The organism is Citrobacter sp. KH_055_1 (genome assembly GCF_057838705.1).
The window spans coordinates 2,622,901-2,648,240 of the sequence record NZ_CM174473.1 but is presented as its reverse complement, the minus strand read 5'-3'; the positions used below and the strand labels follow the sequence as shown (position 1 = coordinate 2,648,240).

Here is a 25,340-nt window from a genome sequence, read left to right as displayed (position 1 = left end):
CAGTAGGTAATTATATAAAAATAATAAGTCTGACATTTTTAGACACAGTTTATCAGTACCCACGCCAAACAGGAAGTTGAAATCCATACAGTAAGTGATACGCGTGTTGATCTAAAATTCTGGTAGTTGACAGCAGTGAATATATTCTGTGATTTTACGGATTGTTTGCAGGTGCAGAGACAACATCAGAAAGAGGCCGGGCGATTCGTTATAGCCCGGCCTGTAGGTGAAAAACCAATTAGAACTGGTAGTTTAACGACACCCAGTAGTTGCGACCCGGATTGACGTATCCGGTTGTGGATTGTGCGGTCTGGAAGTAGTCGCCCGCGTAGGTGCTGCTGCGGCCAACCTGATACAGAGTGACGTCGCTAAAGTCTTTATCCAACACGTTATTTATCGCCGTATTCAGCGTCAGTTCTTTGGTCAGCTTATAGGACATGCCCATATCGAGAACGGTCCAGGCTTTTAAATTGGCCCCTTTATCATCGTACACGGCTTTTTGGACTGCACTAAGGTTGTCATAGTTTTCGGTAAAGCGTGGGGCTTTACCACGATAGCGTGCGCTTAACCAGGCATTCATATCTTCGGTTGCCTGCCAGTTCAGACGGGCGTTAGCCATATGTTTGGGGGTATAGCTCAGCGGTGCGCCTTTGTTTTCGCCATCTTTTTGTTTGCTCTGCGTATAGGTGTAGTTGAGCGATAAGCTCAGCACGTCAGACCAAAGCGGGAAGGTGCTGGCGAATTCAACGCCGTCCGTTCTCGCCTTGCCGCTGTTGGTATAGCTGTTGGTATTGTCATCGATGGAATACGAGACAATTTTATTTTTGTATTCGGTGTAGAAGCCGGTAACGTTGGCGTTCAGCCCCGCGTCGTTCTCATAGTACAACCCGGTTTCATAGCTGGTGCTTTCTTCGGGTTTAAGGTCGGGGTTGCCGACCGTATTGACGGTTCCCTGAGCGGTCACACCGCTGATGCCGTTGTGCAACTGGCTGAGTGACGGGGCTTTGTATCCGGTTGTGACGCCACCTTTCAGGGTCCATTCTTCCGATACGTCCCACACCATGTAAGCTCGTGGGCTAAGGTGTCCGCCAAAGACATCGTTATGCTCATAGCGAGTGCCTGCGGTCAACGCCAGCGAGTCGAGAATATGCCACTCATCTTCCGCGTAGGTCGCCCAGGTTTTCTGGTGGAATGTCTCACCGGTATTGGCCAGCACCACCCCATCTTTCATGCGGGCATCCCAGTATTCGCCGCCGAGAGTAAGCAGATGCGAATCACCCAATGGCGTCAGCAGGACCGAGTCCAGGATGACGTTGGTATTTTTCAATTCACGAGCGTCACCGGCCCGGCCCGCGTTTTCTGGCGTGAGTGCGGATGAGACCAGTTGGCGGCCTTTGTTCTCGGTTTCATTCCAGCCCACGGAGGATTTCCAGGTACCAAATGTTAATGCGGTATCGTGACCCAGCGTGACCTTATTACGTTCATAGCGCAGGGTTTTATCGTATCCGCCGGTGAGATTACCCAACTGCCCATCATCATTGTCATAGCGCTGTCTGGCGGAGTCGAGATCCAGCCACAGCGTATTATTTGCGCCGGTTTTCCAGTCCAGACGGGTACCGATGTTGTAGTTTTCAGATTCCGTTGGATACGGCACGCGCGTCGATGTGGTATCGCTCAGAGAGGTGACGCTGGAGCCTTGTCGTTGTGTCGTGCTGCCGCGTACCTGCATGTCCAGCACGCCAGCAATTAGCGGGCCGCTTGACCAGAAGTTGGCTACCGTGCTGTTACCCCATTTATTGCTTTCTTGCAGGTTAACGCCGGTATTAATGGACGTGCTCCATTTGTCCGTACTTCTCTTGGTAATGATGTTAACGACACCGCCGATAGCATCTGAACCGTACAGCGTCGACATGGGACCGCGGATCACTTCAATATGATCGATGGCTGCCAGCGGAGGCATAAAACTGGTGTTCATGGCAGAGAAGCCGTTGGGCGTCACGTCACTGCTGCCATTTTGACGAATACCGTCTATCAGGATCAGCGTATAGCTGGCAGGCATGCCGCGAATACTGACCTCCAGACCGCCGGTTTTACCGGTGCTGCTTTCAACATCAACCCCTTCAACGGAGCGCAGGGATTCACCTAAGTCATTATATTTATTGGTTTGTAATTCTTGTTGAGAAATAACCGACACGCTGGCAGCCGCGTTGGTGATCTTTTTTTCGTAACCCGACGCGGTCACGACCATGACATCATCGGCGAAGGCATAAGTACCGCTGAATCCAAGGCAGGACAGAACGACAGAGGCAACAGGTTTTAAACGCATAGTCAAACTTCCTTTGTTAAAAATTCAAAGGCAGTAAGATAATTGATGAAAATGATAATACAAATAATTATCATTACAAATTTACATAACTTGTCACTCTCTGTATATTTCTTGAATAAATATACATAAATTGTCACTAATTTTAGATAGGGAGTAATGACAAATGCGTGGGTAGTTTTTACGGTAATTATTAATATTCATTTAATATGAGATTGAATAATAGAGAAGGAGATAAAAATCACGGCAGTGAATCACTGCACGTCGAGAGGTGAGAATTCGACAGTTGTATGATGTTTTTTTAAAATCGTCATACTTTTCTGCGCTGTATCATTTTTTTAGCCAAAGTGGTCCGCCATAATCCCTTCCCCAGGAGACCTCACAACGGGTATGTGCTGTTGTGCGGTATAAAAACAACGCAAAAGCGGGATTAGGTAATGATTAACGGCAAGCTGGCACGGTTGACGTGCGCACTGACTCTGGCATTTTCGACCTCCCTTTTCGCAGCACAACCGGCGGTGGAAGGGCAAACATTGAAACTGGCAATTGGACCCGAACCCACGGAGGGATTCGACCCAATGCTAGGCTGGAGTCACGGTAGCTATTTGCTCCTGCATGCACCTTTGTTAAAACAAAATGCTGATATGAGCTGGGGAAGCCTGCTGACGGAGAAGGTGGAGACCAGCGCTGATGGGAAAACCTGGACATTAACCTTAAAACCCGATCTTAAATTCTCTGATGGCTCCCCGCTCACGGCGGAAGATGTGGTATTTACCTTCAACAAAGCCGCGAAAAGCGGTGGGAAAATCGATATGGGGAATTTCACCCATGCCCGCCTGAAAGATAATCGCACGGTAGAAATGACGCTACGCAGTCCGCAGAGTACGTTTGTGAACGTGCTGGGCTCGTTAGGCATTGTTCCGGCAAAACAATACGATGAAAAAACCTTTGCCAGAAATCCAATTGGCGCAGGCCCTTATCGGCTGGTGAGTTTTCAGCCGGGCCAACAGCTCATCGTCGAAGCGAACCCTTGGTACGCGGGTAAGAAAAATGATTTTAACCGGCTGGTGTTTGTCTTCCTGGACGAAGATAACGCTTACGCGGCCGCACGCAGTGGTCAACTGGGGCTGGTGCGTATTGCGCCATCAATGGCCGTTGCACCTCAGCAAGATAATTTGAAGCTGTGGGTTCGCAACAGCGTAGAGAACCGGGGGATCGTGTTCCCGATGGTCCCTGCGGGTAAAAAAGATGCTAACGGTTATCCGGTCGGTAACGATATAACGGCCGACGTCGCGATCAGACGGGCTATTAACTACGCCATCGATCGTAAGCAACTGGCTGAACAGGTTATGGAAGGCCACGCTATCCCGGCGTACAGCGCGGTGCAGGGACTGCCGTGGCAGGGACCATCGGTTGCGTTTAAAGATGGCGACAGTGACAAAGCGCGCGCGCTTCTGGAACAGGCTGGCTGGAAAGTTGGCCCGGATGGTGTACGTGTAAAAGACGGCAAAGCAGCCCGTCTGACCTTATGGTATGCGAGCGGCGACAGTACGCGTCGTGATTTAGCCGAAGCGGTGCGTGCCATGCTCGAACCTGTTGGCATTGCGGTGTCGCTGCAATCCGGAAGCTGGGAAACCGTTGAGCGCCACATGCATTCGAATCCCACGCTGTTTGGTTGGGGGAGTTTAGATCCGATGGAGCTTTTCCATCACTACAGCGGGCAGGCCGCGGGCGTTGAGTATTACAACCCCGGTTATTACAGCAATCCTGCGGTTGAACAGCATCTCAAACAGGCCATTGATGCGCCGGACTGGCAAAAAGCAGTGCCTTTCTGGCAGCAGGTGGAGTGGGATGGCAAGCAGGGTGCAGGCGTTCAGGGTGACGCTGCGTGGGCATGGTTGCTGAATATCCAGCATACTTATCTGGCTAATCCGTGCATTGACCTGGGCAAAGGGGCGCCGGAAATTCACGGCAGCTGGTCCGTGCTCAACAATCTTGATGAATGGACCTGGACCTGCCGTTGATGAAGTCTGTTGTGGGTCATTTTCTGCGGCTGATCGTATTGTTGGTGCTGGTCGCTGCTGGCACCTTCATCTTGCTCAGCTTCTCGCCGGTCGATCCGATTCGTGCCTATATTGGTAACGATCTCCTGCATGTTCCGCCAGAACAGTATGCGCGTATCGCCGCACGCTGGGGGCTGGATCAGCCGCTGTGGGAGCGTTTCGGGCACTGGTTTGCACGCGTCTTACAGGGTGATCTCGGGTATTCGATGCTGTTTAATGCACCGGTCGCCAGCGTGATCAAAGAGCGTTTTGCGACCTCATTTGCTCTGCTCTGTGGCGCATGGTTGATGTCGGGGTTACTGGGTACGGCAATGGGGTTCGTTGCCGGGCGCTTCCTGAACCGCTGGCCGGATAAAATGATCTGCCGCCTCAGCTATCTGCTTTCATCGTTGCCAACCTTCTGGATAGGAATGCTGCTTCTGGCCGTGTTTGCGGTGCGCTGGCCGGTGCTCCCGGTCTGCTGCGCGTGGGAGCCTGGCAACAGTGGTGATATGGCTGGCTTCACTGAGCGTCTGCGTCATCTGATTCTTCCGGTATGCGCCCTCAGTTTATTAGGGTTAGGGCAAATTACGCTGCACACCCGAGAAAGTATCGCCAGCGTGATGAAAAGCGACTTCGTCCGCTTTGCTCGCTCGCAGGGAGACAAGGGATGGTCGCTGCTGCGTCACCAGGTCCTGCGTCATGCGATAACGCCTGCGCTGTGCCTGCAATTTGCTTCGCTTGGCGAACTTTTTGGCGGCGCATTGCTGGCAGAAAAAGTCTTTGCGTATCCCGGACTGGGGCAGGCGACCATTGATGCCGGATTACGCGGCGATGTGCCGTTGCTGATGGGGATTGTCTTGTTCAGCACCGTTCAGGTGTTCATCGGCAACTCGCTCTCTTCCTGGTTAGTCCATGTGCTAAATCGCGCGGTGGAGCGTCCAGATGCTCTATAACCCAACCCCAACGTTGATTCGCCTTCTGCTGTCTGCGGGCGGTTTACTCTTCATCGCCATTTATGGCAACGCTACGCTGGATAGCGCACTGAGCGTTAATCTGCTGGCCCGCCATCTGCCACCGGATGCGCTGCACTGGTTTGGCACCGATAATCTCGGGCGTGATTTATGGGTGCGCTGCTTTCAGGGGGCGTTAACCAGCCTGCAAATTGGTATCGGCGCGGCGGTGTGTAGCGGGGTAATTGCTTTATTGATGGCGGCGGTTTCGCGTTTGCATCCGCGCATGGATGTTCTGATGCGCTTAGTCACTGACGCGATGTTGTCGATGCCGCATCTGCTGCTGCTGATTTTGATCTGCTTTACTCTCGGCGGTGGTAAAAGTGGGGTGGTGTTGGCGGTTGCGCTGACCCATTGGCCGCGTCTGGCCTTGATCCTGCGCGCGGAGGCGGAACGCGTCGCACACAGTGACTACCTGATGCTGACCCGACGGCTGGGACACGGGCATTTTTACTGCTGGCGTCATCACTACTTACCTGCGCTATTGCCACAATGGTTGACCGGGACGTTGTTGATGTTTCCGCACGCGGTGTTACATAGCGCGGCGTTAAGTTTTCTTGGTTTCGGGCTGGCGCCGCATGAGCCGTCGCTGGGTCTGTTGCTGGCGGATGCGCTGCGATTTATCAGCCACGGCAACTGGTGGCTGGTGCTGTTTCCGGGGTTAATGCTGTTCAGCCTGGTGATGTTATTTGATCAGTTTGCCCGGGCGGTACATCGTTTGTGGTTGAGAGGTGACGCATGTTGAGTTTACAGCAGGTCTCGCTGGACGTGGCGCGCTATCGTTGGTACGGCGCGAGAAAGTGGTCATCGCTACTCCAGGATATTTCTTTTGATATTGCCCCCGGTCAAATGGTGGCATTAGTCGGCGGCAGCGGGGAAGGTAAGAGTCTGCTGTTGCAGTGTCTGCTCGATCTGTTACCAGACAATCTGCGCGTTCAGGGCGCGATAACCCTCGATGGAAAAACGCTGGACCGTAATGACATCCGTGCATGTCGCGGCAATACCTTTAGTTATGTACCGCAAGGGGTTCAGGCGCTTAATCCACTGCTGACCATTGAAAAGCATTTGAAAAGAGCGAGTCAACTCTCCGGTCATCCCTGGGACGTGGGGAAGGTAACGCAACTTCTTGAACGGAGCCAACTGGACACCAGCGTATTAGGTGCTTTCCCGCGCCAGCTGTCCGGTGGGATGGCAAAACGTGTTCTGGCGTGCCATGCGTCACTCAGTCAGGCGCGCTATATCCTTGCTGACGAAATTACCGCCTGGCTGGATGCGCCTTTGGCGAATCAACTGCTGGGGCATTTACGAGGCCTTTGCGAGCAGGGCTGCGGTGTGCTGTGGGTAACCCACGATCTCACGCTGGCTGCACGCCATGCGGACCGGATTGTTGCCCTGCATCAGGGACGGGTATCGGATAACGTGAGCCGGGAACAGCTGCTGCGTGGCGATATCAGCGAACATTTGCAGCGGCAATGGCGGGCGTTACCTGAGAGAAACCAACTATTTGGAGAGCTGAATGCTGTGCTGTCGTGATGTTGTTATACGCCAGGGCGGTAAGGTGCTGTGGCAAAACCTGACGTTCTCGCTGGCTGTTGGGGAGCGCATGGGGATTTGCGCTCCTAGCGGGACCGGGAAAACCACGTTGGGACGCGTGCTGGCTGGCTGGCAAAAACCAACCTCCGGTGAGATTTTAGTCGATGATAAACCGTTACCGGTCGGGCAATATTGCCCGGTACAACTGGTGCCGCAACATCCTGAATTGACGTTCAACCCCTGGCGAAGTACCGGTGATGCGGTGCGGGATGCCTGGCTGCCGGATGCCTCAACGCTCGCCCGTTTACATATCAATCCCGAGTGGTTAACCCGCCGACCCGGGCAGCTTTCTGGTGGTGAACTGGCGCGTATTGCGCTACTGCGCGCGCTTGATCCGCGCACGCGTTTTCTCATTGCCGATGAAATTACCGCCCAGCTTGACCCTTCTATTCAACGAGATATATGGGCGCTGCTTCTTGAAGAATGCCAGCGTCGTCCGTTAGGAATGCTCATCATTAGCCATCAGCAGGCATTGCTTGATCAGCTTTGTTCGCGAAGGTTGCCCTGGCCGTAGTCGTCCTTTCTCCGTGTGGCCGATTTATCGCTGTGGATGAATTTTGCATATCCGCGTTGATTAAATTGTTACGTTATATTATAACAATTCACTCGCAACCATATTGAGGGTGAAATTTTGGCTATTCGTTTGGAAAGACTGGCGGTTGTTTTGGGGATGCTGTTAGCCAGTAGTCAGGTCCTGGCACATGGGCACCATTCCCATGGCGCGCCGATGACAGAAATAGAGCAAAAAGCGTCAGAGGGCGTTTTTGATAATAGCCATGTGAAGGACAGGGCTCTGAGCGACTGGGATGGCGTGTGGCAGTCCGTTTACCCTTATCTGCAGAGCGGTGAACTGGATCCGGTATTCAAGCAGAAGGCCGAAAAGGATAAAAGTAAAACGGTGGAGGAGTATAAAACCTATTACCGCACAGGCTATGCCACTAGCGTGGACACTATCGGTATCGAAAACGGTGTGATGGAATTTCATACGGGTAATAAGGTCGCGTCGTGTAAATATGATTACGCCGGATACAAAATATTGACCTATACGTCAGGCAAGAAAGGTGTGCGGTATCTGTTTGAGTGCAAAGAGGCAAATAGTCAGGCGCCGAAATACGTTCAATTTAGCGATCATATTATCGCACCACGCAAATCGAGCCACTATCACATCTTTATGGGAAATACCTCACAGGCAGCGCTGCTTGAAGAGATGGACAACTGGCCAACCTATTATCCGTATCAGCTCAAAGCAGAAGCGGTGATTGACGAGATGCTGCATCATTAATTCCCATCCGGCTGTATTTAAACCCGCCGATAACGGCGGGTTGATAAATTGCGGATATTATTTTCCGGAAGCCAGCGTGCTGTAGCTGGTCATCAGGTTGCGATAGTCAGGAATATGGTTGGAAAACAGCGTGCCCAGCCCTTCAACGTCATTACGCCAGTCGCGGTGTAATTCACAGGCCAGACCGAACCAGGTCATCAACTGCACGCCGGCAGAAGACATACGGTTCCAGGCAGAGTCGCGGGTCAGCGGGTTAAAGGTGCCGGACGCATCGGTAACCACGAACACGTCGAACCCTGCCTCAATGGCCGATAGCGCAGGGAAGGCGACGCACACTTCGGTGACGACACCGGCAATGATCAGCTGTTTTTTACCCGTCGCTTTAATCGCGTTGACAAAATCGTCGTTGTCCCAGGCGTTAATCTGCCCCGGGCGGGCAATGTAAGGGGTGTCAGGAAACAGCGCTTTCAGCTCAGGAACCAGAGGGCCATTAGGACCGGTTTCAAAGCTGGTGGTCAGAATGGTGGGGAGTTTGAAGTACTTCGCCAGATCGGCCAGCGCCAGCACGTTGTTTTTAAACTTGTCGGGATCAATATCACGGACCAGCGACAGTAAACCTGCCTGGTGATCGACCAACAGTACGGCAGCCTGATCCTTATCCACACGTTTATAGGTAATCGTCATTTTTTCTTTCTCCAGGTGATGAGAGGGGGCCTCGACGGCGAAATCTATTGATAAACAGTAGTGGCTATCCGGGGTATTGGGTAGTCGCAAAAATGAGTTTCATCGTTGCAAATCTGGAACGAAAAATATTCTGCAACAGAGTGCGCTATTCATAAGCTTCTCTTTCCATCAGGTGATGCATTCGTTAGCATATTGTCTCGCAGCAAGTGCATGTGTTTTATCAGGAAGAGGTTAACGTGTTCGCAGAGTATGGAGTTCTGAATTACTGGACGTATTTGGTGGGGGCTATTTTTATTGTACTGGTACCGGGGCCCAATACGATATTCGTGCTGAAGAACAGCGTAGGGCGAGGGGTGAAGGGCGGTTACCTTGCAGCCTGCGGGGTGTTCATCGGTGATGCCGTGCTGATGTTTTTGGCCTACGCAGGTGTTGCGGCACTGATCAAAACAACGCCCGTTTTGTTTAATATCGTGCGTTATCTGGGGGCTTTTTATCTGTTATATCTCGGCGCGAAGATTCTGTATGCCACGTTAAAGTCGAAGGCGACGGAGACTGCGGCCGAAGAAACGCCCTTTGGTGCTATTTTCAAACGTGCATTAATTTTGAGTCTGACTAATCCAAAAGCCATTCTGTTTTATGTGTCGTTTTTCGTTCAATTTATTGACGTCAATGCACCACATTCAGGGTTGTCGTTCTTTATTTTGGCCATTACGCTTGAAATCGTGAGCTTCTTCTATCTGAGTTTCCTTATTTTCTCAGGCGCTTTTGTCACGCAGTATATTCGCACCAAGAAGAAACTGGCGAAGGTGGGCAATTCCCTTATCGGTTTAATTTTTGTGGGATTTGCCGCCCGTCTGGCGACGCTTCAGTCTTAACGCCATTAGCCCGCTCCAGGCGGCGGGCTTTGCGTTTTTCCCCATTCTTATCATTGCCCATCAGTAAGAATACTAACCAATAAATGGTATTTTAAATGTATATTTTGAGGCGTACCCTGTTCACAGCAGCGATTCAATAAGGCTCGCTGGTTGTCGACTGGAAAAGGGAAGAAAGATGCTTCAAATTCCACAGAATCACATTCATACACGCTCAACGCCGTTTTGGAACAAAGACACTGCGCCTGCCGGAATTTTCGAACGCCACCTTGATAAAGGTACCCGTGCGGGGGTTTATCCTCGACTGTCGGTTATGCAGGGGGCGGTCAAATATCTCGGATTCGCAGATGAGCACAGCCCGGAGCCCGTAGAGGTGATGATTATTGAAGCCGGTCAGTTTGGCGTTTTTCCACCGGAAAAATGGCACAACATTGAAGTGATGACCGACGACACCTACTTTAATATCGATTTTTTCGTTGCGCCTGAGGTTCTGATGGAGAGTGCTAATCAACGAAAAGTCGTGCGTACCGGCAAGGAGTGAGTCATGAGTAAAGCAACCTATACCGTCACCGTAACCAATAACAGCAATGGCGTTTCTGTTGATTATGAAACGGAAGCGCCAATGACGCTGTTGGTACCCGACGTGGCAGCCGAAGTGGTCAAAGATCTGGTGAATACCGTACGTTCGTACGATACAGAAAATGAACACGATGTTTGCGGCTGGTAACGCCATAAACGCCGTTACTCTATGATTTATATAAAAAACCGCAGCATGCTGCGGTTTTTTTATTGACTGACATCCTGTGACTGGTTACTTAAACAGTCCGAAAAAAGAATTCTTAAGAAAACCTTAAGAACATCGCATTCATTGCTAATAGGCAACCATTCACAGGGGTTATGATCGGTACACAGTAACACTACAGAACATCTTGCTTATGAAATTGAACACCCAGCTTACATTACCCACACTCATTCTTGGATTGGTCATCGTCGCGATCCCGTTCACCGCAAACTGGAATCTTCCTCTGTTAAACGGCACCGTTGTCAGATGGATTGAAAATGGGCAGGCGCTGTGGCTACTGTTTGGCGCGATATTTACTCTCGTCTATATTCGGCCTTTATCTCGTCCTGAAGGTGAGAAGCAATTTTGGCTGTGGGCGGCAGTGTGGTGGCTGGTTTTACTGGGCAGAAGCACCAGTTGGGGACGTGATTATTTCCCTGAGCACCCTAAACTTCTGTTCAGAACCATTTCAGTCGTGTTAATTGCCATGATTATTCTGCCAGTGTTATTGTCGAAGCGCTTACGGCAGGATATTGCACGTCGTGTACGTAATGAACCGCTGCCGATTTGGCTGCTGGCAATCACCACCTGTGCATTTTTAATATCTGACACCGTAGAACATCATCGCCTGCTGTCGCCACTGTTTCTGCATAATGCCCATTACGGCGATCTTATTGAAGAGCTGTATGAACTGCCGTTTATGGTGGGATTATTTCTGATGAACCTTGGTTTTATGCGGCGAGATAAGAAGGAAGAATACGCATCTGTTCGTGTAGGCAAGCAACTGCTGGCTAAGTGATCGAAATAACAGCCTGAGCCTTGAACAAAAGACTCAGGCTGTGTGTACTGTTATTTACGCAATAGCCTCACATAAACGTGACTTCATCTCGCTATATGATTGCGCAGCATACTTCTCTGCCCAATGTTGATCGATGATGTGTTCGATATTCACCGCGCAATACTTGGTTTCCGGCGTTTTCGAGATAGGATCAAGATTATCCTGGGTTAACTCGTTACATGCGCCAATCCACCACTGATACGTCATATACACCGTTCCGCTATTGATGCGCTCGGAGACATCGGCACGGCTAATGACTTTCCCACGACGGGAACTCACCCACACCAGGTCACGATGACGGATCCCCTGTTTGGCGGCATCCTGAGTATTGATTTGCACATAGCCTGGTTCATCTGCCAGCGCCTGCAGTGCTGCGCAATTGCCGGTCATGGAACGACAGGAGTAATGCCCCACTTCGCGTACGGTACAGAGCACCATCGGGTATTTTTCATCCGGTACTTCGGCAGGGGCTCGCCACTGAGCGGCAAACAGCTTGCCCTTACCGTTGGCGGTATCAAACCGACTATTCTGATAGAGATACGGGGTGCCAGGGTGATCGAGATCCGGGCAAGGCCACTGAATATGGCCCATATCGCCCATTTTCTCATACGTTACCCCATAGAATAGCGGACAGAGTTCGCGCATCTCATCCCAGATTTGCTGGTTGTTTTGATACTGCATTGGGTAACCCATTTCGGTCGCCAACAGACTGATAATTTCCCAGTCGCGCTTCACATCCCCGGTGGGTTCGATCGCCTTCTCAAAACGCTGAAAACCACGATCGGCGCAGGTAAAGACGCCACCGTGTTCGCCCCATGAGGTTGCGGGCAGGATAACGTCGGCCATTTCCGCCGTCTTGGTCATGAAGATGTCCTGCACCACGATTAAATCAAGCGCGTTGAAGCCTTCTCGAACCAGGCCCAAATCGGCTTCGGTTTGCAGCGGATCTTCCCCCATGATGTAGTAGGCTTTAACTTTGCCTTCAATCGCCAGATGCGGGACTTCGGTGATCCGTGTGCCCACCTTGTCATCCATCAGGTTGACGTCAATCCCCCAGGCTTGAGCAAATTTCGCTCTCACTGCGGGATCGGTAACGTCCTGATAGCCCGGAAATTGATTGGGAAGCACGCCCATGTCGCATGCGCCCTGAACGTTATTCTGCCCGCGTACCGGGCCGACGCCGACGTTAGGTCGACCCAGATTGCCGGTCAGCAAGGCCAGACTCGACAACCCACGCACGACGTCGACAGCCTGGCCGAACTGCGTCACGCCCATTCCCCACATCACCGTCGCTGACGGTGCGGCGGCAAAGGTGCGCATCGCCTGGCGTACCTGTTGAGCTGGCACCCCGGTGAGGTGTTCAACGGTTTCAGGCGCATAGTCCTTTACGGTTTCCCAATAGCTTTCCAGGCCTTCGGCATGCTTTTGTACGTATTCACGATCGTAGAGCTGCTCTTCAATCAGCACGTGTCCAAAGGCGTTGACCAGCGCCATGTTACAGCCATTTTTCAACTGCAGGTGCTGGTCTGCAATACGCGCGGTTTCAATGCGGCGAGGATCGCAGACAATGATTTTCGCCCCGTTCTGACGGGCTTTGATGACCCGGCGGGCGACTATCGGATGAGAGTCTGCGCAGTTATAGCCAAAGATGAGCAGGCATTTGGAATTTTCAATGTCGCTGATGGAATTGCTCATTGCGCCATTGCCTAAGGTTTCCTGCAATCCGGCAACGGAAGGGCCATGGCATACGCGAGCACAGCAATCGACGTTGTTGGTGTTGAGCACGCCACGTGCGAACTTTTGCATCACATAGTTGGTCTCATTTCCTGTTCCACGGGAAGAGCCAGTAGTCATGATGGCGCGGGGACCATGAGCATTTTTGATGTCGGATAAGCGTTTTGCCGTGTAGCGAATGGCTTCATCCCAGCTGACGGGCGTGAACTTTCCCCCTTTTTCATAACGGATCAGCGGGCGAGTTAGACGGGGAGTCAGAAGGCGCGTGTCGTTAAGAAAATCCCAACCGTAGTAGCCTTTCAGACATAGCTGATTTTGGTTGGTCACCCCTTCAGCGGCTTCGGCGCGGATGATTTTGTTATTTTCAACAACAAGCTTGAGCTTGCACCCGGCCCCGCAGTATGGGCATACACTGGTGATTTTTTTCATCAATAACAGACCTGTTAAATGCTGAAATAGCGCGAATTGTAGACGCAGCCACGTGAATAGGTCACGGGCTACGATGTATCGTAGTGACGGGCTGTTAAAGCATAAAGTGTGCCAGAATTGAAAACGTAGTCACGGTAGGGTTGGGCTGCGAAATTAAACGTAAAGTCACTGACGAAACGACATTAATGACGATAAACGTCAGAAAAGATCGCCATTTGCGGTGATCTAAGATCATGAAACATCGGAATAAGATGAAAATCCATGGTGATGGTGATCACAAATTTTAATTTTTCGGCGCTATGCTATGCTTTTAAATAACGAGTCAATCGTTCACGTAAAAACATAAGCGAGGAAAAAAATGGGTATACTTTCATGGATTATTTTCGGTCTTATCGCTGGGATATTGGCAAAATGGATTATGCCAGGCAAGGACGGCGGCGGATTCTTTATGACTATTATTTTAGGGGTTATCGGTGCAGTCGTTGGCGGTTGGATCAGTACATTGCTTGGCTTTGGCAAAGTGGATGGTTTCAACTTTGGCAGCTTTGCCGTGGCGATTATCGGCGCGCTCGTTGTTCTGTTTATCTACAGAAAAGTCAAAAGCTAAATCAAAACAGATATTGAAGTAGAGGCCACTTCGTGTGGCCTTTATTTTTTTACCACCAGCCCAATTCGGTGCCGAGTACCACAATAATGGCGACGCCAATCATGATGAGCGTTGTTTTTTTCATGGTTATGCTCCCGGAGCGGCGTAGCCGCCAATAAAGAACCAGGATAAAAAAACAACGGCGGAAATGAAGATAATGACAGGAAAAATAATACCAATCCGCATGGTTTCACCAGCCAACGTTATGTGAAGATGAGCCAGAATAACAGGGCTTAATGCGTGACAAAAGCAGTTTTGCCCTCGCGTTTTTTATCCAGGTACATCGCGCTATCAGCGTTATGAAGCGCACAGTTTAAGTCGGTTTCTCGCGGATCGACTTCAATCACGCCCAGGCTGGCGCCAGGATAAAACAGGCTGATAGCGCCAAGCTGATAGTCGCCGCAGAGTTGTTGTTGCAACTGGTCTTTAACCCTTTGCATGCGCGTGTGTTGATCTTCTTCACTTTTTTGTGACAGACCCGCGACGAGAAATTCGTCGCCGCCCAGTCGGCCAAGAATATCGTTTTCACTACACACATGGCGCAAACGTTGCCCAACCTGGATCAAAAATTGGTCACCAACTTCATGGCCAAAACGGTCATTGATCAGCTTGAAATCATCTAAATCAATATAGGCGACGATAATTTTTTGCTGCAAATGGCGAGCCAGCGAAAAGAGGGTTTCCATATTTTCGAAAATGGCCCGACGATTCGGTAATCCGGTGAGTGCGTCGGTGTAGGAGTGTGCAATGAGTGCCGCATTCGCTTTACGTAATTGCGCCACCAGTGACTCTTTTTGAATCGACTGGGCAATCAGACTCGCAAACAGATGCAGGACCTGCTCTCCGCGTTGGCTCAACGTTTGTTGCTGCCGGCTGGTGGCGCAAAGCGTGCCGTAAAATGTCCCATCCGGAAGGTGGACAGGCGTGCTCAAAAAGGTGGTAATTTCCAGCGCGCGTGCGGCGGCACAGTCTGGCCAGCGAGCGGGGACGTTATCACTGTACAGGCAGTTTTCTTCGATTGCGCGCTTGCACAACGTTTCATCCCAGGGCACCGACAAACCCTCGGGTATATGCATCTGTCGGCTGTTACGTGCATACAGAATATGCTGCAGGCGTGCATCTAAATCGACTTTGGTTAAATAGGTCGACTCCATGTCAGTCACCATTTCCAGCATCTCCAGAAGTTGCCGAACCAGACCCTCAACAGACTGCTCGGTGGCTAATGATTGTGAGACTCTGGCAAGGATCATGTCAGACATGAGAGGTAAATACTCCTGAGTAGTAACAACGACGGTGATGCCTGCATGATAAAACAACACTGTGAAAGATGAAACAAGCCGAACTGTATGAAATGTAAGCGGAGAATGAAAACGCATCAGTAAAACATGGAGGTAGGCGGGCAGTCAGGGTAATCTGCCGCAATAACATTATTTGCAGGAGCGGTCATGAAATCTTTGTTTATTGTGTTGCCAGGTATGCTGATGTTAGCGGGATGTTCGACGCAACCCGATGCACCAATGCCACCGAAAGTGGGTATGGCGAATCCGGCATCCGTCTATTGCCAGCAAAAAGGAGGTTCGCTGACTGCGGTACAAACGCCGCAAGGGGTACGTTCTGACTGCAAGCTCCCCGGTGGAGAAGTGATCGACGAATGGGCGCTTTGGCGCAGAGATCACCCGGCTAAAACGCAGTGAGAGCCTGCTACCATTGACGTAGCCACTCGGCCAGCACGAGAGCGTGGTTTTGATGCGTATTTTTTGCCGCATACAGTAGCGTGACGGTCTGTTGACGCGCGATGTCAGCAAGCCGTTTCCCTTCCTGCTGCTGTTGAGCAAGCTCGGCGCGGTATTGTTCTGCGAAATGTTTAAAATCAATAAGTTCAGCATGAAATGCTTTGCGTAATTCAGTCGAGGGCGTGAGCGCTTTATTCCACTCATCGCAGGCCAGGTCGGTTTTTTTTAACCCCCGTGGCCACAGTCTGTCGACCAGAACGCGATAACCATCATTTTGTTCAGCCGGGTCATACACGCGTTTACATTGAATATTCATTTCTCAATCCGCTCCGTTATGTCACCGAATGGAGACGTTTTATTATCGTCTTTACGGTACATTAAGATCGTAAAACGTGACCATTATAGCATTTTGTCGCGACTGACTCCCAATTTAAGGGATTGTGAAAACAACAAAATATCGGTAGGGTGAGGCTCCTTATGTTGTCCCTTATTGTCTGGACACAAGGAAACTCTCATGGACATTTCCCCTGTAAAAAATACACTTCGCATTGCGCTGGTCGGTGACTACAACCCTGACATTGTCGCGCATCAGGCGATTCCCCTTGCTATTGATGACGCTGCCGCGGTGCTGGAATTAATGGCGGATTACGACTGGCTAACCACATCGGATATTAATAGCGGTGAGGACCTGGTCGGCTATGACGCTATTTGGGTGGTGCCCGGTAGCCCGTATCAGCATCCAGAAGGTGCGCTGACGGCTATTCGTTACGCCCGTGAAAACAGTATTCCCTTTCTCGGCACCTGCGGTGGTTTTCAGCATGCCATCCTCGAATATGCCCGCAACGTGCTGGGTTGGCACGATGCCGCACACGCAGAAACGGATACCGAAGGTCGCATGGTAATTGCCCCGTTGAGCTGCTCGCTGGTCGAAAAAACGGATGATATCGAACTGCGGGCGAATACGCTGATCGCCAGAGCCTACAATCAGGAGGTGATCTCCGAAGGTTATCACTGCAACTACGGCGTATCGCAAGCCTTTGCCGACGAACTGGAGCGTGGGGATTTACGCGTAACGGGCTGGGATGAGGCGGGAGATATTCGGGCCATTGAACTGGTGACGCATCCTTTTTATGTTGGCACGCTCTTTCAACATGAACGGGGTGCCTTGGCGGGGAAACCCGTGCCGCTGGTTCAGGCGATGTTACGCGCGGCGCGCGGATAAAAAGTCGGGCAGGTCTGCAATGAGCCTGCCCCATGCGTTATGGCGAGGTTATCTCACGGCTGCGTCCAGCATACAGGCCAAACACAGCCATCAGCGTCGCTAGCAGGGCGACGCCAATCAACGGTATCTGCCAGTTACCGTTGAGGTCGTGAATTTTGCCCATTAACGGCGGTCCACACGCCGCCAGCAAGTACCCCACAGACTGCGCCATACCGGATAGCGCAGCCGCCTGGTGCGCAGAACTGGCACGAAGTCCGATGAACGTCAGTCCGAGGATCATCGTCGCGCCCGAGCCAAAGCCAAATAAAATCGTCCACAACACGGCCTGGTTGGGTAGCAGCCAGAATCCTGCGGCTGCAATCGCACACATTAATGAGACCAAAGCGGCAATGGCGCGTTGATCCTTCAATTTAAGCAAGATTAAAGGGATCAGTAAGCCGGGTGCGGCAGTAGCGAGTTGCAGCAAACCGTGCAGCGAACCCGCCTGCGCCTCGCTGTAGCCATGGCTAATCAAAATAGCGGGCAACCAGCCGATAATCACGTAATAGACGAGTGAGTTGATCCCCAAAAACAGCGTCACCTGCCAGGCGAGGCTGGAGCGCCAGATCCCTCGGGAATGCAACGCGCGCGAGTTACTCATCGTGGCATGGCTCGTCTGGCGATACTGCGGTAGCCAGATAAACAGCGCCAGCAGCGGAAAGACCATCAACATCATCAGCGCACCGCGCCAGCCGAATCCGTTAAGCGCCAGCGGCACCACGATGGCTGAGCCAATGGCGGCCGCAGCTCCCATCGTCAACGAGTACGCCCCGGTAAGTTTTGCGACATGTTGTGAAAAATCACGCTTAATCAGCCCCGGAAGCAGCACGTTGCCTAATGCTATCCCACAGCCAATGAGGGTGGTTCCACCAAATAAGAATGGCGGCGAGGGCAATGAACGTATGGCAATACCGGCGCAAATCAGCAGCATGGCGGCAAACAGACTGCGCTCAATACCCCATCGACGGGCAACGCCCGCCGCCAGGGGGGAAACTAACGCAAAGGCCAGCAGCGGTAGGGTAGTCAGGAGCCCCGTCTGGGCGGTCGTCAGCGCGTAATCTGCGCGAATGGCATCCAGCAGCGGCGCAGCACCGGTAAAGGTAACGCGAAGCGTGGTGGCGATCATCAGGATACCCGCAATCAGCAATGCACCTTGCTTGCCGCGGGGGGAAGGGGAATAAGTCATCTTTTTCTCTTATCGTCAGGCGAGGCGATACCTTACCGTTTTTACACCATGGATGAATCAAGCTAAAATGACAGATTATCGCTAAAATCGGACAACGTTATGCTGGGACTGAGGCTGGACGGGTATGAACCGGATCGCTATCACGATGCCGCTGTGGCTTTTTGTATTCAGGCTCAGGAAGACGAACTCTTCAGCCCGCTGCATCAGCACCGTAAAGGCCAGTTGATCCTGGCATTGCATGGCGCGATTACCTGTGAAGTTGAACACGCCATGTGGATGGTGCCACCCCAGTACGCGGTGTGGATCCCGGGTGAGATCCCTCACAGCAATCACGTCACCGTTGGCGCTGAGCTGTGTTTTTTGTTTATTGAACCGCAGGCGGTAGTGATGCCTGAACGTTGCTGCACGCTGAAAATATCACCACTCTGCCGGGAACTGATTCTTTCGCTGGCGACCAGAACCGATGCCCAGCGGCTGGAGCCGTCAACGCAGCGGCTGACGCAGGTCTTGTTTGATGAACTTCCGCAGCAACCGCAGGAGCAAATGCAGCTGCCGGTTTCCGATCATCCGAAAATTCGCAGGATGGTCGCAACGATGGCGCAGGAGCCCGCGCAATGGCAGACCTTGGGCCAGTGGGCTAGCGTGTTTGCGATGAGCGAACGCAATCTTGCCCGGCTGGTGGTGAAAGAGACCGGGCTGAGTTTTCGCCGCTGGCGTCAGCAACTACAGTTGATTCTGGCATTACAGGCGCTGGTTGATGGTCGTAACGTCCAGCAGGTCGCCCACATGCTGGGTTACGATTCAACAACCGCCTTTATCACCATGTTCAAAAAAGGCCTGGGTCAAACCCCAGGCCGTTATCTGACGGGGCTGGCTACTGTTTCCCCACAATCAGCGAAACCAGACCCGCGGCGATGAGCGGTCCCACAGGGACGCCGCGAAACAGCGCAACGCCCAGTACCGTACCGACCAGCAACCCGGCGACTAACTGCGGCTGACTGCCCATCAGCGTGACGCCACGTCCACCCAGCCAGGAGACGAACACGCCGATAGCAATGGCGACCAGTGACTTCCAGTTTACGAAGGAGTGAATGAGCGTGGAGGGCGGTAGCGTTCCGCTGGCGATCGGTGCCATCACGCCAATCGTCAGGATAATAATTCCGACAGTCAGGCCCTGTTTTTCAATCCACGGGAAAAAGGTGTTCAGCGGGGTGACACGGACAATAATCAGCACCAGGATTGAAACGGCGACAGTGGTGTTGTGGCTGACAAAGCCCAGAGCTGCCAGTCCGAGCAGGATCAGCAGAGTGACATCAAACATCGTAGTTTCCTTGCCAAAAAAGATAAGCCTGCTTACTGTACGCGCAAATGCGTGGTGGAACAGGCTTTTTTTAGTGATGTATACGCTATTTGGGCGAACGCATAACCGTGCGTTTCTGTGCCGGTAACGGGGCGTTATAGCGTGTTATTGCGTGCGGCGAAACGTGACTAACTCCGGTTGCGCAATGCGCAGGTAATCCTGGGTGTCCATAATGACCGATTTTTCCAGCACCCCAGCGTTAAAGGCAATCTCATCAAAACGCTCGAACAAGAGTGGATCGGCGACCAGCTTGAGCTGAGGATGGAAGCTGAAGGGAGGAATGGCGCCAAAGACGCATCCCGTCAGTTCATCCACTTCAGCAGGGCTTGCCAGGGAGGCCCTCAAGCCGCCAAGATGGCTGGCGAGTTGGCTCAGATCAGCCTGTTGATCGGCAGAAAGAATAGCAAGCACATGCTGATTGACGCCATTGCCTTTCACTTTACACACCAGGGCTTTTGCACCCTGACCCAAGGCTGTGCCACGAATCTCTGATACCGCTTCGCATTTGCCGACGGCGTCGTGGCTGACCACGCGGTACGTTGCGCCGTGTTCCGACAATAACGCGACCAAACGTTGATGGGTTACATTACCTGTATTTACTTCCGTCATCTCTTACTCCTGATACCACAATAAAAATCCTGCGCAGAAAAAGTATCACGAACGAGGGTGCTTTTTCTGTTTGTTGAGATACAGCTGGGCGTCAGAGGCTTTGTAAGCATCGTTAATGGTGTCACCCGGCTGCATATTATAAATGCCGGCGGAAAAGCTAACGGAGGTCCCCGGCGCAATAATGTGTAAGTTCTCGTCGATCCGTTCCAGCAACTGAGGAGTGAGCTCGGCAGGATAATCGATCAGAATCATGCAGAACTCATCGCCCCCGAGGCGAATAGCATAATCACTTTTGCGGATCGCGTTTTGAATCGCTTTGGCCAGAATAGTGATAATACGATCGCCTTCCTGGTGTCCCAGCGTGTCATTAATGGTTTTTAGCTTGTCACAATCAATAGCGATAAATGTCACCCGCGTTCCGGCGTTGACCAGTTGCTGCAAACGTTGCTCAAGCGTTGGCGTTAAGATTTTACGGTTGTACAACCCGGTCATCGCATCGCTGATATTTTCGCGCCGGACGTTATGATACAAACGAAAGTGGGTTCTGACCAAATTCAGCAGTAGCGCGGTTGCCAGCAGGTAAAAAGCGAAAATTTTCCAGGAAGAGACAATAAAGTACATTAAATCAAGGGAGAGTGTGATCCGTATTCCGCCGGGAATATCATTAACATATTGCACATACTGGAACAGGTTTGATTCACTCTGGTTGATGACGATCTCTTTTCCTGAACTGACGTCAGACAACGTGACGTTCAGATAACGCCAGACGAGGGGACGATCGCTGGTATAAAAAATATGCCGCAGATTGTCCTTGTTCACATCGACCATCACGACGCCTTTGAGTTTACCGGCGTAATAGACCGGGGTGATAAAGCTCATGACTTTTTCTTGCGTCAGATCATCCTCATAAATACTGGAAATGACGGTGCGGCCGGTAAAAACATCATCGATATCGTTCTGGTGAATTCCCAGCGTGCCTTTTTGCAAAAAAGACCAATGATTCATCGTGAACTGATTAGAGTTAATCAGGTTGTAGAAATAGATATAGTTATTATTTAAATCAATGTAATAACGAAATTTATACTCCAGTGTGGCTAATCCATGGCCATAATCGACCAGTTCACGATTGACGTTGACCGCCTGGTCGAAAGCGGGCAACAAGAATATGTCATCAAGTTGTTCAATACAGTTTGCTGAGTGGGTCTGTAAAGTACCGCGTAACGGCAGGTAGCTATGTGAGGTGAGATTCAGCCCGTACGTGCCGTTAACGTGCTCAAATGCCTGGCACAGTGCTTTTCGTTGTTCAGCAGAAACAGGGGCTTTGGGCGATGAAAAACGGCGCATTAAATGGGCGGCAATACTCTGATTAGTGTATTTATCATACAGGAAAGAAGAGTCGGCTTTCTCAATGACATAACGCATATAGGCGTTCATTGCTCGATCGCTGGCAATCAGTTCGTACACCAGAAAAGAAGAGGTCAAAACAATAACGCTTACGGAGATAAAGTGCCGGAGCGCTTTATGATGAAATTTCATAATGTTTTTCAGCCCTGTAAGTCCGATACTTCAGTTTATCACACGCTAAACGTCCACTCTAACGGTATGGGAATGACCCATTGTTGGCTATTTTTGTAATAAAAATCATTCGTACTCTTCACCTTTAATCTTTAATGTTGTATTTATAATGCAACTTATAGAAAAGGAGACAGGCCGATGAGTACGATGGAAAAAGCTGGCCATACATTTCTGGCCAGCCTGGGGAAAACCCGCCTGCGCCCGGGGGGGATAGAAGCCACAGAATGGCTGTTCAGCCAGTCGCAATTGACGTCAGACAGTCAGGTGCTTGAAGTGGCGTGTAACATGGCGACCACGGCGATTGAACTGGTGCAACGCTTTGGCTGCACTGTATACGCCATTGATATGGATAAAAGTGCGCTGGTTAAGGCGAGAAATAACGTCGCTGTCCATGGGCTGGAAAATCACATTCATGTCATGGCCGCTAATGCGAATACTATTCCTTTCGCCGACAACAGTTTTGACGTGGTGATTAATGAAGCCATGCTCACGATGTACGGTGATAAGGCTAAGACGAAGTTGATTGCGGAATACCATCGGGTACTGAAACCTGGTGGGCGCTTGTTAACCCATGACATTATGTTTACGGCGCAAAAACTGGGAGAGGGCGATCAAAACCAGCTTCAGCAGGTTGTGAAGTCAAATGTGAGTCCACTGACGCAGCAAGGCTGGCGCGATCTATTTCTGGGCGCGGGATTTGAACAGGTGCTACAGCAAAATGGTGAAATGTCGCTAATGTCGCCGCAGGGGTTAATTCGTGATGAGGGATTTAACGGCGCCCTTAAAATTGCTTATAACGGACTACGCACGCATGAGAATCGCCAGCGTTTTCTTAAGATGTTCCGTTTTTTCCGCGCACAGCGTCACCAACTCAACTATATCGCCTGCTGTTCCGTAAAGGGTAAATAAAAAGGATAAAGGGATGAATCTGGATAAAATGAAACATCAGCACGTTGATATTCTCGAAAAAATATCTTTTCTACGTACGTTAAGCCAGTCCGGGGTATCATCCAATGCGCAGCAAATTGCTGCGGCGATCGTGAGCATGAGTGCGATCATTAAAACGCATCTGTCAGCGGAAGATCAGTTTCTTTATCCTCAAATTGAACAGGATGGGAATAGTAAACTCAGACAGGTCAGTACCCAATTTCAACGTGAAATGGCGGATATTGTTGGTGAGTATGATGCGTTTTCGCGCCGCTGGAATATTGCCAGCAAGCTGATGGGTAATGACGAGGCGTTCAGACGCGACACCAATACCGTATTACGCAAAGTGTTTGAGCGTATGCAGCGGGAAAATAAAGATTTCTATCCGCTGGTAGAAAGGATGTAATGTGCGTTAAGAACATAACTGAGTAAAGGGCTACTGGAATGTCAGAAAAACACTGGTCGAGAATGGAATATCTTCACCAGACAGTGACGAATCCCAATATCGTAATTAAAGGGACGCACAGTTATTACAGCGACTGCTGGGATAAAGGCTTTGAGGCTTCAGTCGTGCGATATTTACTTGGCGACGAGGTTAGCAGAGAGTGGGAACCGCTCGGGCATCTGGATAAGTTGATCATCGGTAATTTCGTCTGTATTGGTGCCGAGAGCGTGATTGTTATGGGGGGAAACAGTACCCACCGGTTGGACTGGATAAGTCTTTACCCCTTTATGGCGTCCATCAACGATGCCTACCAGTTTCGCGGAGACACGGTTCTCAAGGATGGCTGTTGGTTAGGTATGCGCGCGATGATTATGCCTGGCGTGACGGTTGGAGAAGGCGCTGTCGTGGCTGCGGGTGCTGTCGTGACCAAAGATGTACCTCCGTATGCGATTGTCGGCGGGAATCCGGCGAAGATCATAAGATATCGACTTCCCGAAGAGGATATTAAACGATTGCTGGCGCTGGATTTGTATCAACTGGCGGAAGAGACGCTGGTGGCGTTGCAACCGCTGTTGTCATCTGGCGATATTTCAGCGTTGGAGTTGAGTGTTGCCCGGCAGAGACAAGTGTAAACGGCGAATTGGGCGTAGAGTGGGCGTGTCTTGTTGAAAAATCAGCCAGAAACAGTACGTAACTGGCCGATCGTCAATGGTTCATCTCAACTTGTGGCACTCTGCTTATGAAACAGTTCCCGGAACACCGGATAGATATCATCCTGGTCACGGATATGCTGCATGGCAAAGTTATCAAAGGTCGATTGCAGATGCTCGTACTCACGCCATAAGGTCTGGTGCGCGCGGCGGGTGATTTCGATATAGCTATAATATCGCACCACCGGCAGCAGTTTTTTCGCCAGAATCTCATGGCACAACGGTGAGTCATCCGCCCAGTTATCGCCATCTGATGCCTGCGCCGCATAGATATTCCACTGGGCAGGATCGTAACGATCTTTCACCACTTCATCCATCAACTTCAGCGCGCTGGAGACGATGGTGCCCCCGGTTTCCTGAGAGTAGAAGAACTCATGCTCGTCCACCTCTTTTGCCTGGGTATGGTGGCGAATGTAAACCACTTCCACGTTTTTGTAGGTACGGCTTAAGAACAGATACAGCAGAATGTAAAACCGCTTGGCCATATCTTTCGTTGACTGATCCATCGAGCCGGAAACGTCCATCAGACAGAACATCACCGCCTGGCTGGAAGGATCGGGTCGTTTCTCATAATTTTTATAGCGTAAATCAAAGGTGTCGATAAACGGGACGCGTTCAATTTTTGCCCGCAGTTCAGCAATTTCTTTGCGTAGGCGTTCTTCCTCCAGCAACTGCGCCGGTTCTGTATTGGCGATGGTCTCCAGGTCAGCTTCAAGCGCGTGCAGCTCCCGACGTTTACCTGCCGTCATCGCCGTGCGGCGCGCCAGTGAGTTTTGCAGGGAACGCACCACGCTGATATTGGCTGGCACCCCATTGGAGGTGAAGCCCGCACGGTGGGTTTTGTATTCCGTTAACTGGCGTTGCTGATTTTGCTTCAGATTCGGCAGTGCCAAATCTTCAAACAGCAGATCCAGATACTCATCTTTAGAAATTTGAAACACGAACTCATCCTGGCCTTCTCCATCTTGGCTGGCCTGGCCTTGCCCGCTTCCTGAACCCCCGCCGCCGCCCTGAGGGCGTTCTATACGGTCGTTCTGTACAAAATGGTCGTTACCCGGATGTACGCGATGGCGCAGGCCTCCACGCCCCTGATGGAACATCGGTTCGCTAATATCATCGGTTGGGATAGAGACAGACTCGCCACTATCGACATCAGTCACCGAACGCTTATTAATGGCCTCGGAGATCGACTGTTTAATTTGTGATTTATAACGGCGCAAGAAGCGCTGGCGGTTAACCGTGCTCTTGTTTTTACCGTTAAGACGTCGGTCTATGAACCAGGTCATATGCCCCCCGT

Annotated in this window: 28 protein-coding genes and 1 pseudogene; 17 read left to right on the top strand and 12 right to left on the bottom strand. The window is 51.1% G+C overall.

The features are described 5' to 3' along the window. Positions 1-238: 238 nt before the first annotated feature. Entirely contained in the window at positions 239-2,326 is a 2,088-nt protein-coding gene (locus AC3ITF_RS12400) for a TonB-dependent receptor (protein ID WP_489175704.1), read from the bottom strand. A gap of 434 nt (positions 2,327-2,760) precedes the next feature. On the opposite strand from AC3ITF_RS12400, the gene AC3ITF_RS12395 reads away from it, so the two are divergent. From AC3ITF_RS12395 to zinT, 6 genes are all read left to right on the top strand, one after another. Further along, a complete protein-coding gene (locus AC3ITF_RS12395) occupies positions 2,761-4,347 on the top strand; it encodes an ABC transporter substrate-binding protein (protein WP_117342956.1) in 1,587 nt (528 codons plus the stop codon). Then, positions 4,347-5,321 (top strand): ABC transporter permease, encoded by a 975-nt coding sequence (locus AC3ITF_RS12390; protein WP_489175703.1) that lies wholly within the window; start codon positions 4,347-4,349, stop codon positions 5,319-5,321. The genes AC3ITF_RS12395 and AC3ITF_RS12390 overlap by 1 nt, the downstream gene beginning before the upstream one ends. Next, complete coding sequence (locus AC3ITF_RS12385; RefSeq protein ID WP_341516394.1) at positions 5,311-6,123, top strand: ABC transporter permease; 813 nt, start codon at positions 5,311-5,313, stop codon at positions 6,121-6,123. The genes AC3ITF_RS12390 and AC3ITF_RS12385 overlap by 11 nt, the downstream gene beginning before the upstream one ends. Further along, on the top strand, positions 6,117-6,911 hold the full coding sequence (locus tag AC3ITF_RS12380) for an ATP-binding cassette domain-containing protein (protein ID WP_181694778.1): 795 nt from the start codon (positions 6,117-6,119) through the stop codon (positions 6,909-6,911). Before AC3ITF_RS12385 ends, AC3ITF_RS12380 begins: the two co-directional genes overlap by 7 nt. Next, positions 6,895-7,485: an ATP-binding cassette domain-containing protein gene (locus AC3ITF_RS12375; protein ID WP_115258711.1), complete on the top strand. Its 591-nt coding sequence runs from the start codon at positions 6,895-6,897 to the stop codon at positions 7,483-7,485. Before AC3ITF_RS12380 ends, AC3ITF_RS12375 begins: the two co-directional genes overlap by 17 nt. A 156-nt stretch (positions 7,486-7,641) precedes the next feature. Next, positions 7,642-8,253 carry a metal-binding protein ZinT gene (zinT, locus tag AC3ITF_RS12370; protein WP_489176442.1) on the top strand — a complete coding sequence of 204 codons (612 nt, stop codon included), beginning with the start codon at positions 7,642-7,644 and terminating at the stop codon, positions 8,251-8,253. 57 nt (positions 8,254-8,310) lie between these two features. Here zinT and ycaC read toward each other — a convergent pair whose 3' ends face one another. After that, the gene (ycaC, locus tag AC3ITF_RS12365) at positions 8,311-8,937 is read right to left on the bottom strand and encodes an isochorismate family cysteine hydrolase YcaC (protein WP_489175702.1); all 627 of its coding nucleotides are present in this window, start codon (positions 8,935-8,937) and stop codon (positions 8,311-8,313) included. 236 nt (positions 8,938-9,173) lie between these two features. On the opposite strand from ycaC, the gene leuE reads away from it, so the two are divergent. The 4 genes from leuE to AC3ITF_RS12345 all read left to right on the top strand — a co-directional run bounded on the left by leuE (position 9,174) and on the right by AC3ITF_RS12345 (position 11,389). Next, positions 9,174-9,812 (top strand): leucine efflux protein LeuE, encoded by a 639-nt coding sequence (gene leuE / locus AC3ITF_RS12360; RefSeq protein ID WP_117343116.1) that lies wholly within the window; start codon positions 9,174-9,176, stop codon positions 9,810-9,812. A gap of 175 nt (positions 9,813-9,987) precedes the next feature. Beyond that, positions 9,988-10,350 carry a DUF1971 domain-containing protein YeaR gene (yeaR, locus tag AC3ITF_RS12355; protein ID WP_096757332.1) on the top strand — a complete coding sequence of 121 codons (363 nt, stop codon included), beginning with the start codon at positions 9,988-9,990 and terminating at the stop codon, positions 10,348-10,350. A 3-nt stretch (positions 10,351-10,353) separates the two neighbouring features. Then, positions 10,354-10,536 carry a DUF1869 domain-containing protein gene (locus AC3ITF_RS12350; RefSeq protein ID WP_096757331.1) on the top strand — a complete coding sequence of 61 codons (183 nt, stop codon included), beginning with the start codon at positions 10,354-10,356 and terminating at the stop codon, positions 10,534-10,536. A gap of 208 nt (positions 10,537-10,744) precedes the next feature. After that, complete coding sequence (locus AC3ITF_RS12345) at positions 10,745-11,389, top strand: hypothetical protein (RefSeq protein ID WP_115258709.1); 645 nt, start codon at positions 10,745-10,747, stop codon at positions 11,387-11,389. Between the two features lie 54 nt (positions 11,390-11,443). On the opposite strand, the gene fdhF is transcribed toward AC3ITF_RS12345, so the two are convergent. Next, positions 11,444-13,591, bottom strand: coding sequence for a formate dehydrogenase subunit alpha (gene fdhF, locus AC3ITF_RS12340; protein WP_489175701.1), 2,148 nt, complete (start codon positions 13,589-13,591; stop codon positions 11,444-11,446). A gap of 358 nt (positions 13,592-13,949) precedes the next feature. Here fdhF and AC3ITF_RS12335 point away from each other — a divergent pair, with 358 nt between their 5' ends. After that, positions 13,950-14,198 (top strand): GlsB/YeaQ/YmgE family stress response membrane protein, encoded by a 249-nt coding sequence (locus tag AC3ITF_RS12335; RefSeq protein WP_115258707.1) that lies wholly within the window; start codon positions 13,950-13,952, stop codon positions 14,196-14,198. Positions 14,199-14,247: 49 nt separating this feature from the next. On the opposite strand, the gene yoaJ is transcribed toward AC3ITF_RS12335, so the two are convergent. From yoaJ to AC3ITF_RS12320, 3 genes are read right to left on the bottom strand one after another with little or no spacing between them, the layout of a single operon-like run. Further along, the gene (gene yoaJ, locus AC3ITF_RS12330) at positions 14,248-14,322 is read right to left on the bottom strand and encodes a protein YoaJ (RefSeq protein ID WP_099530266.1); all 75 of its coding nucleotides are present in this window, start codon (positions 14,320-14,322) and stop codon (positions 14,248-14,250) included. A gap of 2 nt (positions 14,323-14,324) precedes the next feature. Further along, the gene (locus AC3ITF_RS12325) at positions 14,325-14,423 is read right to left on the bottom strand and encodes a YoaK family small membrane protein (protein WP_096757327.1); all 99 of its coding nucleotides are present in this window, start codon (positions 14,421-14,423) and stop codon (positions 14,325-14,327) included. A 47-nt stretch (positions 14,424-14,470) separates the two neighbouring features. Continuing rightward, a complete protein-coding gene (locus AC3ITF_RS12320; protein ID WP_489175700.1) occupies positions 14,471-15,496 on the bottom strand; it encodes a sensor domain-containing diguanylate cyclase in 1,026 nt (341 codons plus the stop codon). Between the two features lie 186 nt (positions 15,497-15,682). Between AC3ITF_RS12320 and AC3ITF_RS12315 the strand changes: the two genes are divergently transcribed. Next, positions 15,683-15,931: a putative hemolysin gene (locus AC3ITF_RS12315; protein WP_137363033.1), complete on the top strand. Its 249-nt coding sequence runs from the start codon at positions 15,683-15,685 to the stop codon at positions 15,929-15,931. A 7-nt stretch (positions 15,932-15,938) separates the two neighbouring features. On the opposite strand, the gene AC3ITF_RS12310 is transcribed toward AC3ITF_RS12315, so the two are convergent. Then, positions 15,939-16,286 (bottom strand): DUF488 domain-containing protein, encoded by a 348-nt coding sequence (locus tag AC3ITF_RS12310; protein ID WP_137363032.1) that lies wholly within the window; start codon positions 16,284-16,286, stop codon positions 15,939-15,941. A 198-nt stretch (positions 16,287-16,484) separates the two neighbouring features. Between AC3ITF_RS12310 and AC3ITF_RS12305 the strand changes: the two genes are divergently transcribed. Next, positions 16,485-17,192, top strand: a complete 708-nt coding sequence (locus AC3ITF_RS12305; RefSeq protein WP_117342964.1) for a CTP synthase C-terminal region-related (seleno)protein — start codon at positions 16,485-16,487, stop codon at positions 17,190-17,192. A 37-nt stretch (positions 17,193-17,229) separates the two neighbouring features. On the opposite strand, the gene AC3ITF_RS12300 is transcribed toward AC3ITF_RS12305, so the two are convergent. Beyond that, a complete protein-coding gene (locus AC3ITF_RS12300) occupies positions 17,230-18,417 on the bottom strand; it encodes a CynX/NimT family MFS transporter (RefSeq protein ID WP_489175699.1) in 1,188 nt (395 codons plus the stop codon). A 99-nt stretch (positions 18,418-18,516) separates the two neighbouring features. On the opposite strand from AC3ITF_RS12300, the pseudogene AC3ITF_RS12295 reads away from it, so the two are divergent. Then, positions 18,517-19,309 (top strand): annotated as a pseudogene (locus tag AC3ITF_RS12295) (AraC family transcriptional regulator); the annotation flags it as partial. Here the strand turns inward: AC3ITF_RS12295 and AC3ITF_RS12290 are convergent. The 3 genes from AC3ITF_RS12290 to dgcJ all read right to left on the bottom strand — a co-directional run bounded on the left by AC3ITF_RS12290 (position 19,292) and on the right by dgcJ (position 21,922). Further along, positions 19,292-19,738 (bottom strand): DUF441 domain-containing protein, encoded by a 447-nt coding sequence (locus AC3ITF_RS12290; protein ID WP_016152803.1) that lies wholly within the window; start codon positions 19,736-19,738, stop codon positions 19,292-19,294. The pseudogene AC3ITF_RS12295 and the gene AC3ITF_RS12290 overlap by 18 nt on opposite strands. A gap of 144 nt (positions 19,739-19,882) precedes the next feature. Next, positions 19,883-20,386, bottom strand: a complete 504-nt coding sequence (locus tag AC3ITF_RS12285) for a YbaK/prolyl-tRNA synthetase associated domain-containing protein (protein WP_135912163.1) — start codon at positions 20,384-20,386, stop codon at positions 19,883-19,885. Positions 20,387-20,431: 45 nt separating this feature from the next. Next, positions 20,432-21,922, bottom strand: coding sequence for a diguanylate cyclase DgcJ (gene dgcJ, locus AC3ITF_RS12280; RefSeq protein WP_096757320.1), 1,491 nt, complete (start codon positions 21,920-21,922; stop codon positions 20,432-20,434). Between the two features lie 177 nt (positions 21,923-22,099). Here dgcJ and AC3ITF_RS12275 point away from each other — a divergent pair, with 177 nt between their 5' ends. The 3 genes from AC3ITF_RS12275 to AC3ITF_RS12265 are packed head-to-tail and all read left to right on the top strand — an operon-like array spanning position 22,100 to position 23,965. Continuing rightward, a complete protein-coding gene (locus tag AC3ITF_RS12275) occupies positions 22,100-22,870 on the top strand; it encodes a class I SAM-dependent methyltransferase (protein WP_117342967.1) in 771 nt (256 codons plus the stop codon). Between the two features lie 13 nt (positions 22,871-22,883). Continuing rightward, positions 22,884-23,294, top strand: coding sequence for a hemerythrin domain-containing protein (locus AC3ITF_RS12270; RefSeq protein WP_489175698.1), 411 nt, complete (start codon positions 22,884-22,886; stop codon positions 23,292-23,294). A gap of 38 nt (positions 23,295-23,332) precedes the next feature. Further along, positions 23,333-23,965 carry a CatB-related O-acetyltransferase gene (locus AC3ITF_RS12265; protein WP_170973041.1) on the top strand — a complete coding sequence of 211 codons (633 nt, stop codon included), beginning with the start codon at positions 23,333-23,335 and terminating at the stop codon, positions 23,963-23,965. Between the two features lie 86 nt (positions 23,966-24,051). Here AC3ITF_RS12265 and AC3ITF_RS12260 read toward each other — a convergent pair whose 3' ends face one another. Beyond that, complete coding sequence (locus AC3ITF_RS12260) at positions 24,052-25,329, bottom strand: YeaH/YhbH family protein (protein WP_096757316.1); 1,278 nt, start codon at positions 25,327-25,329, stop codon at positions 24,052-24,054. Between the last annotated feature and the right edge of the window lie 11 nt (positions 25,330-25,340).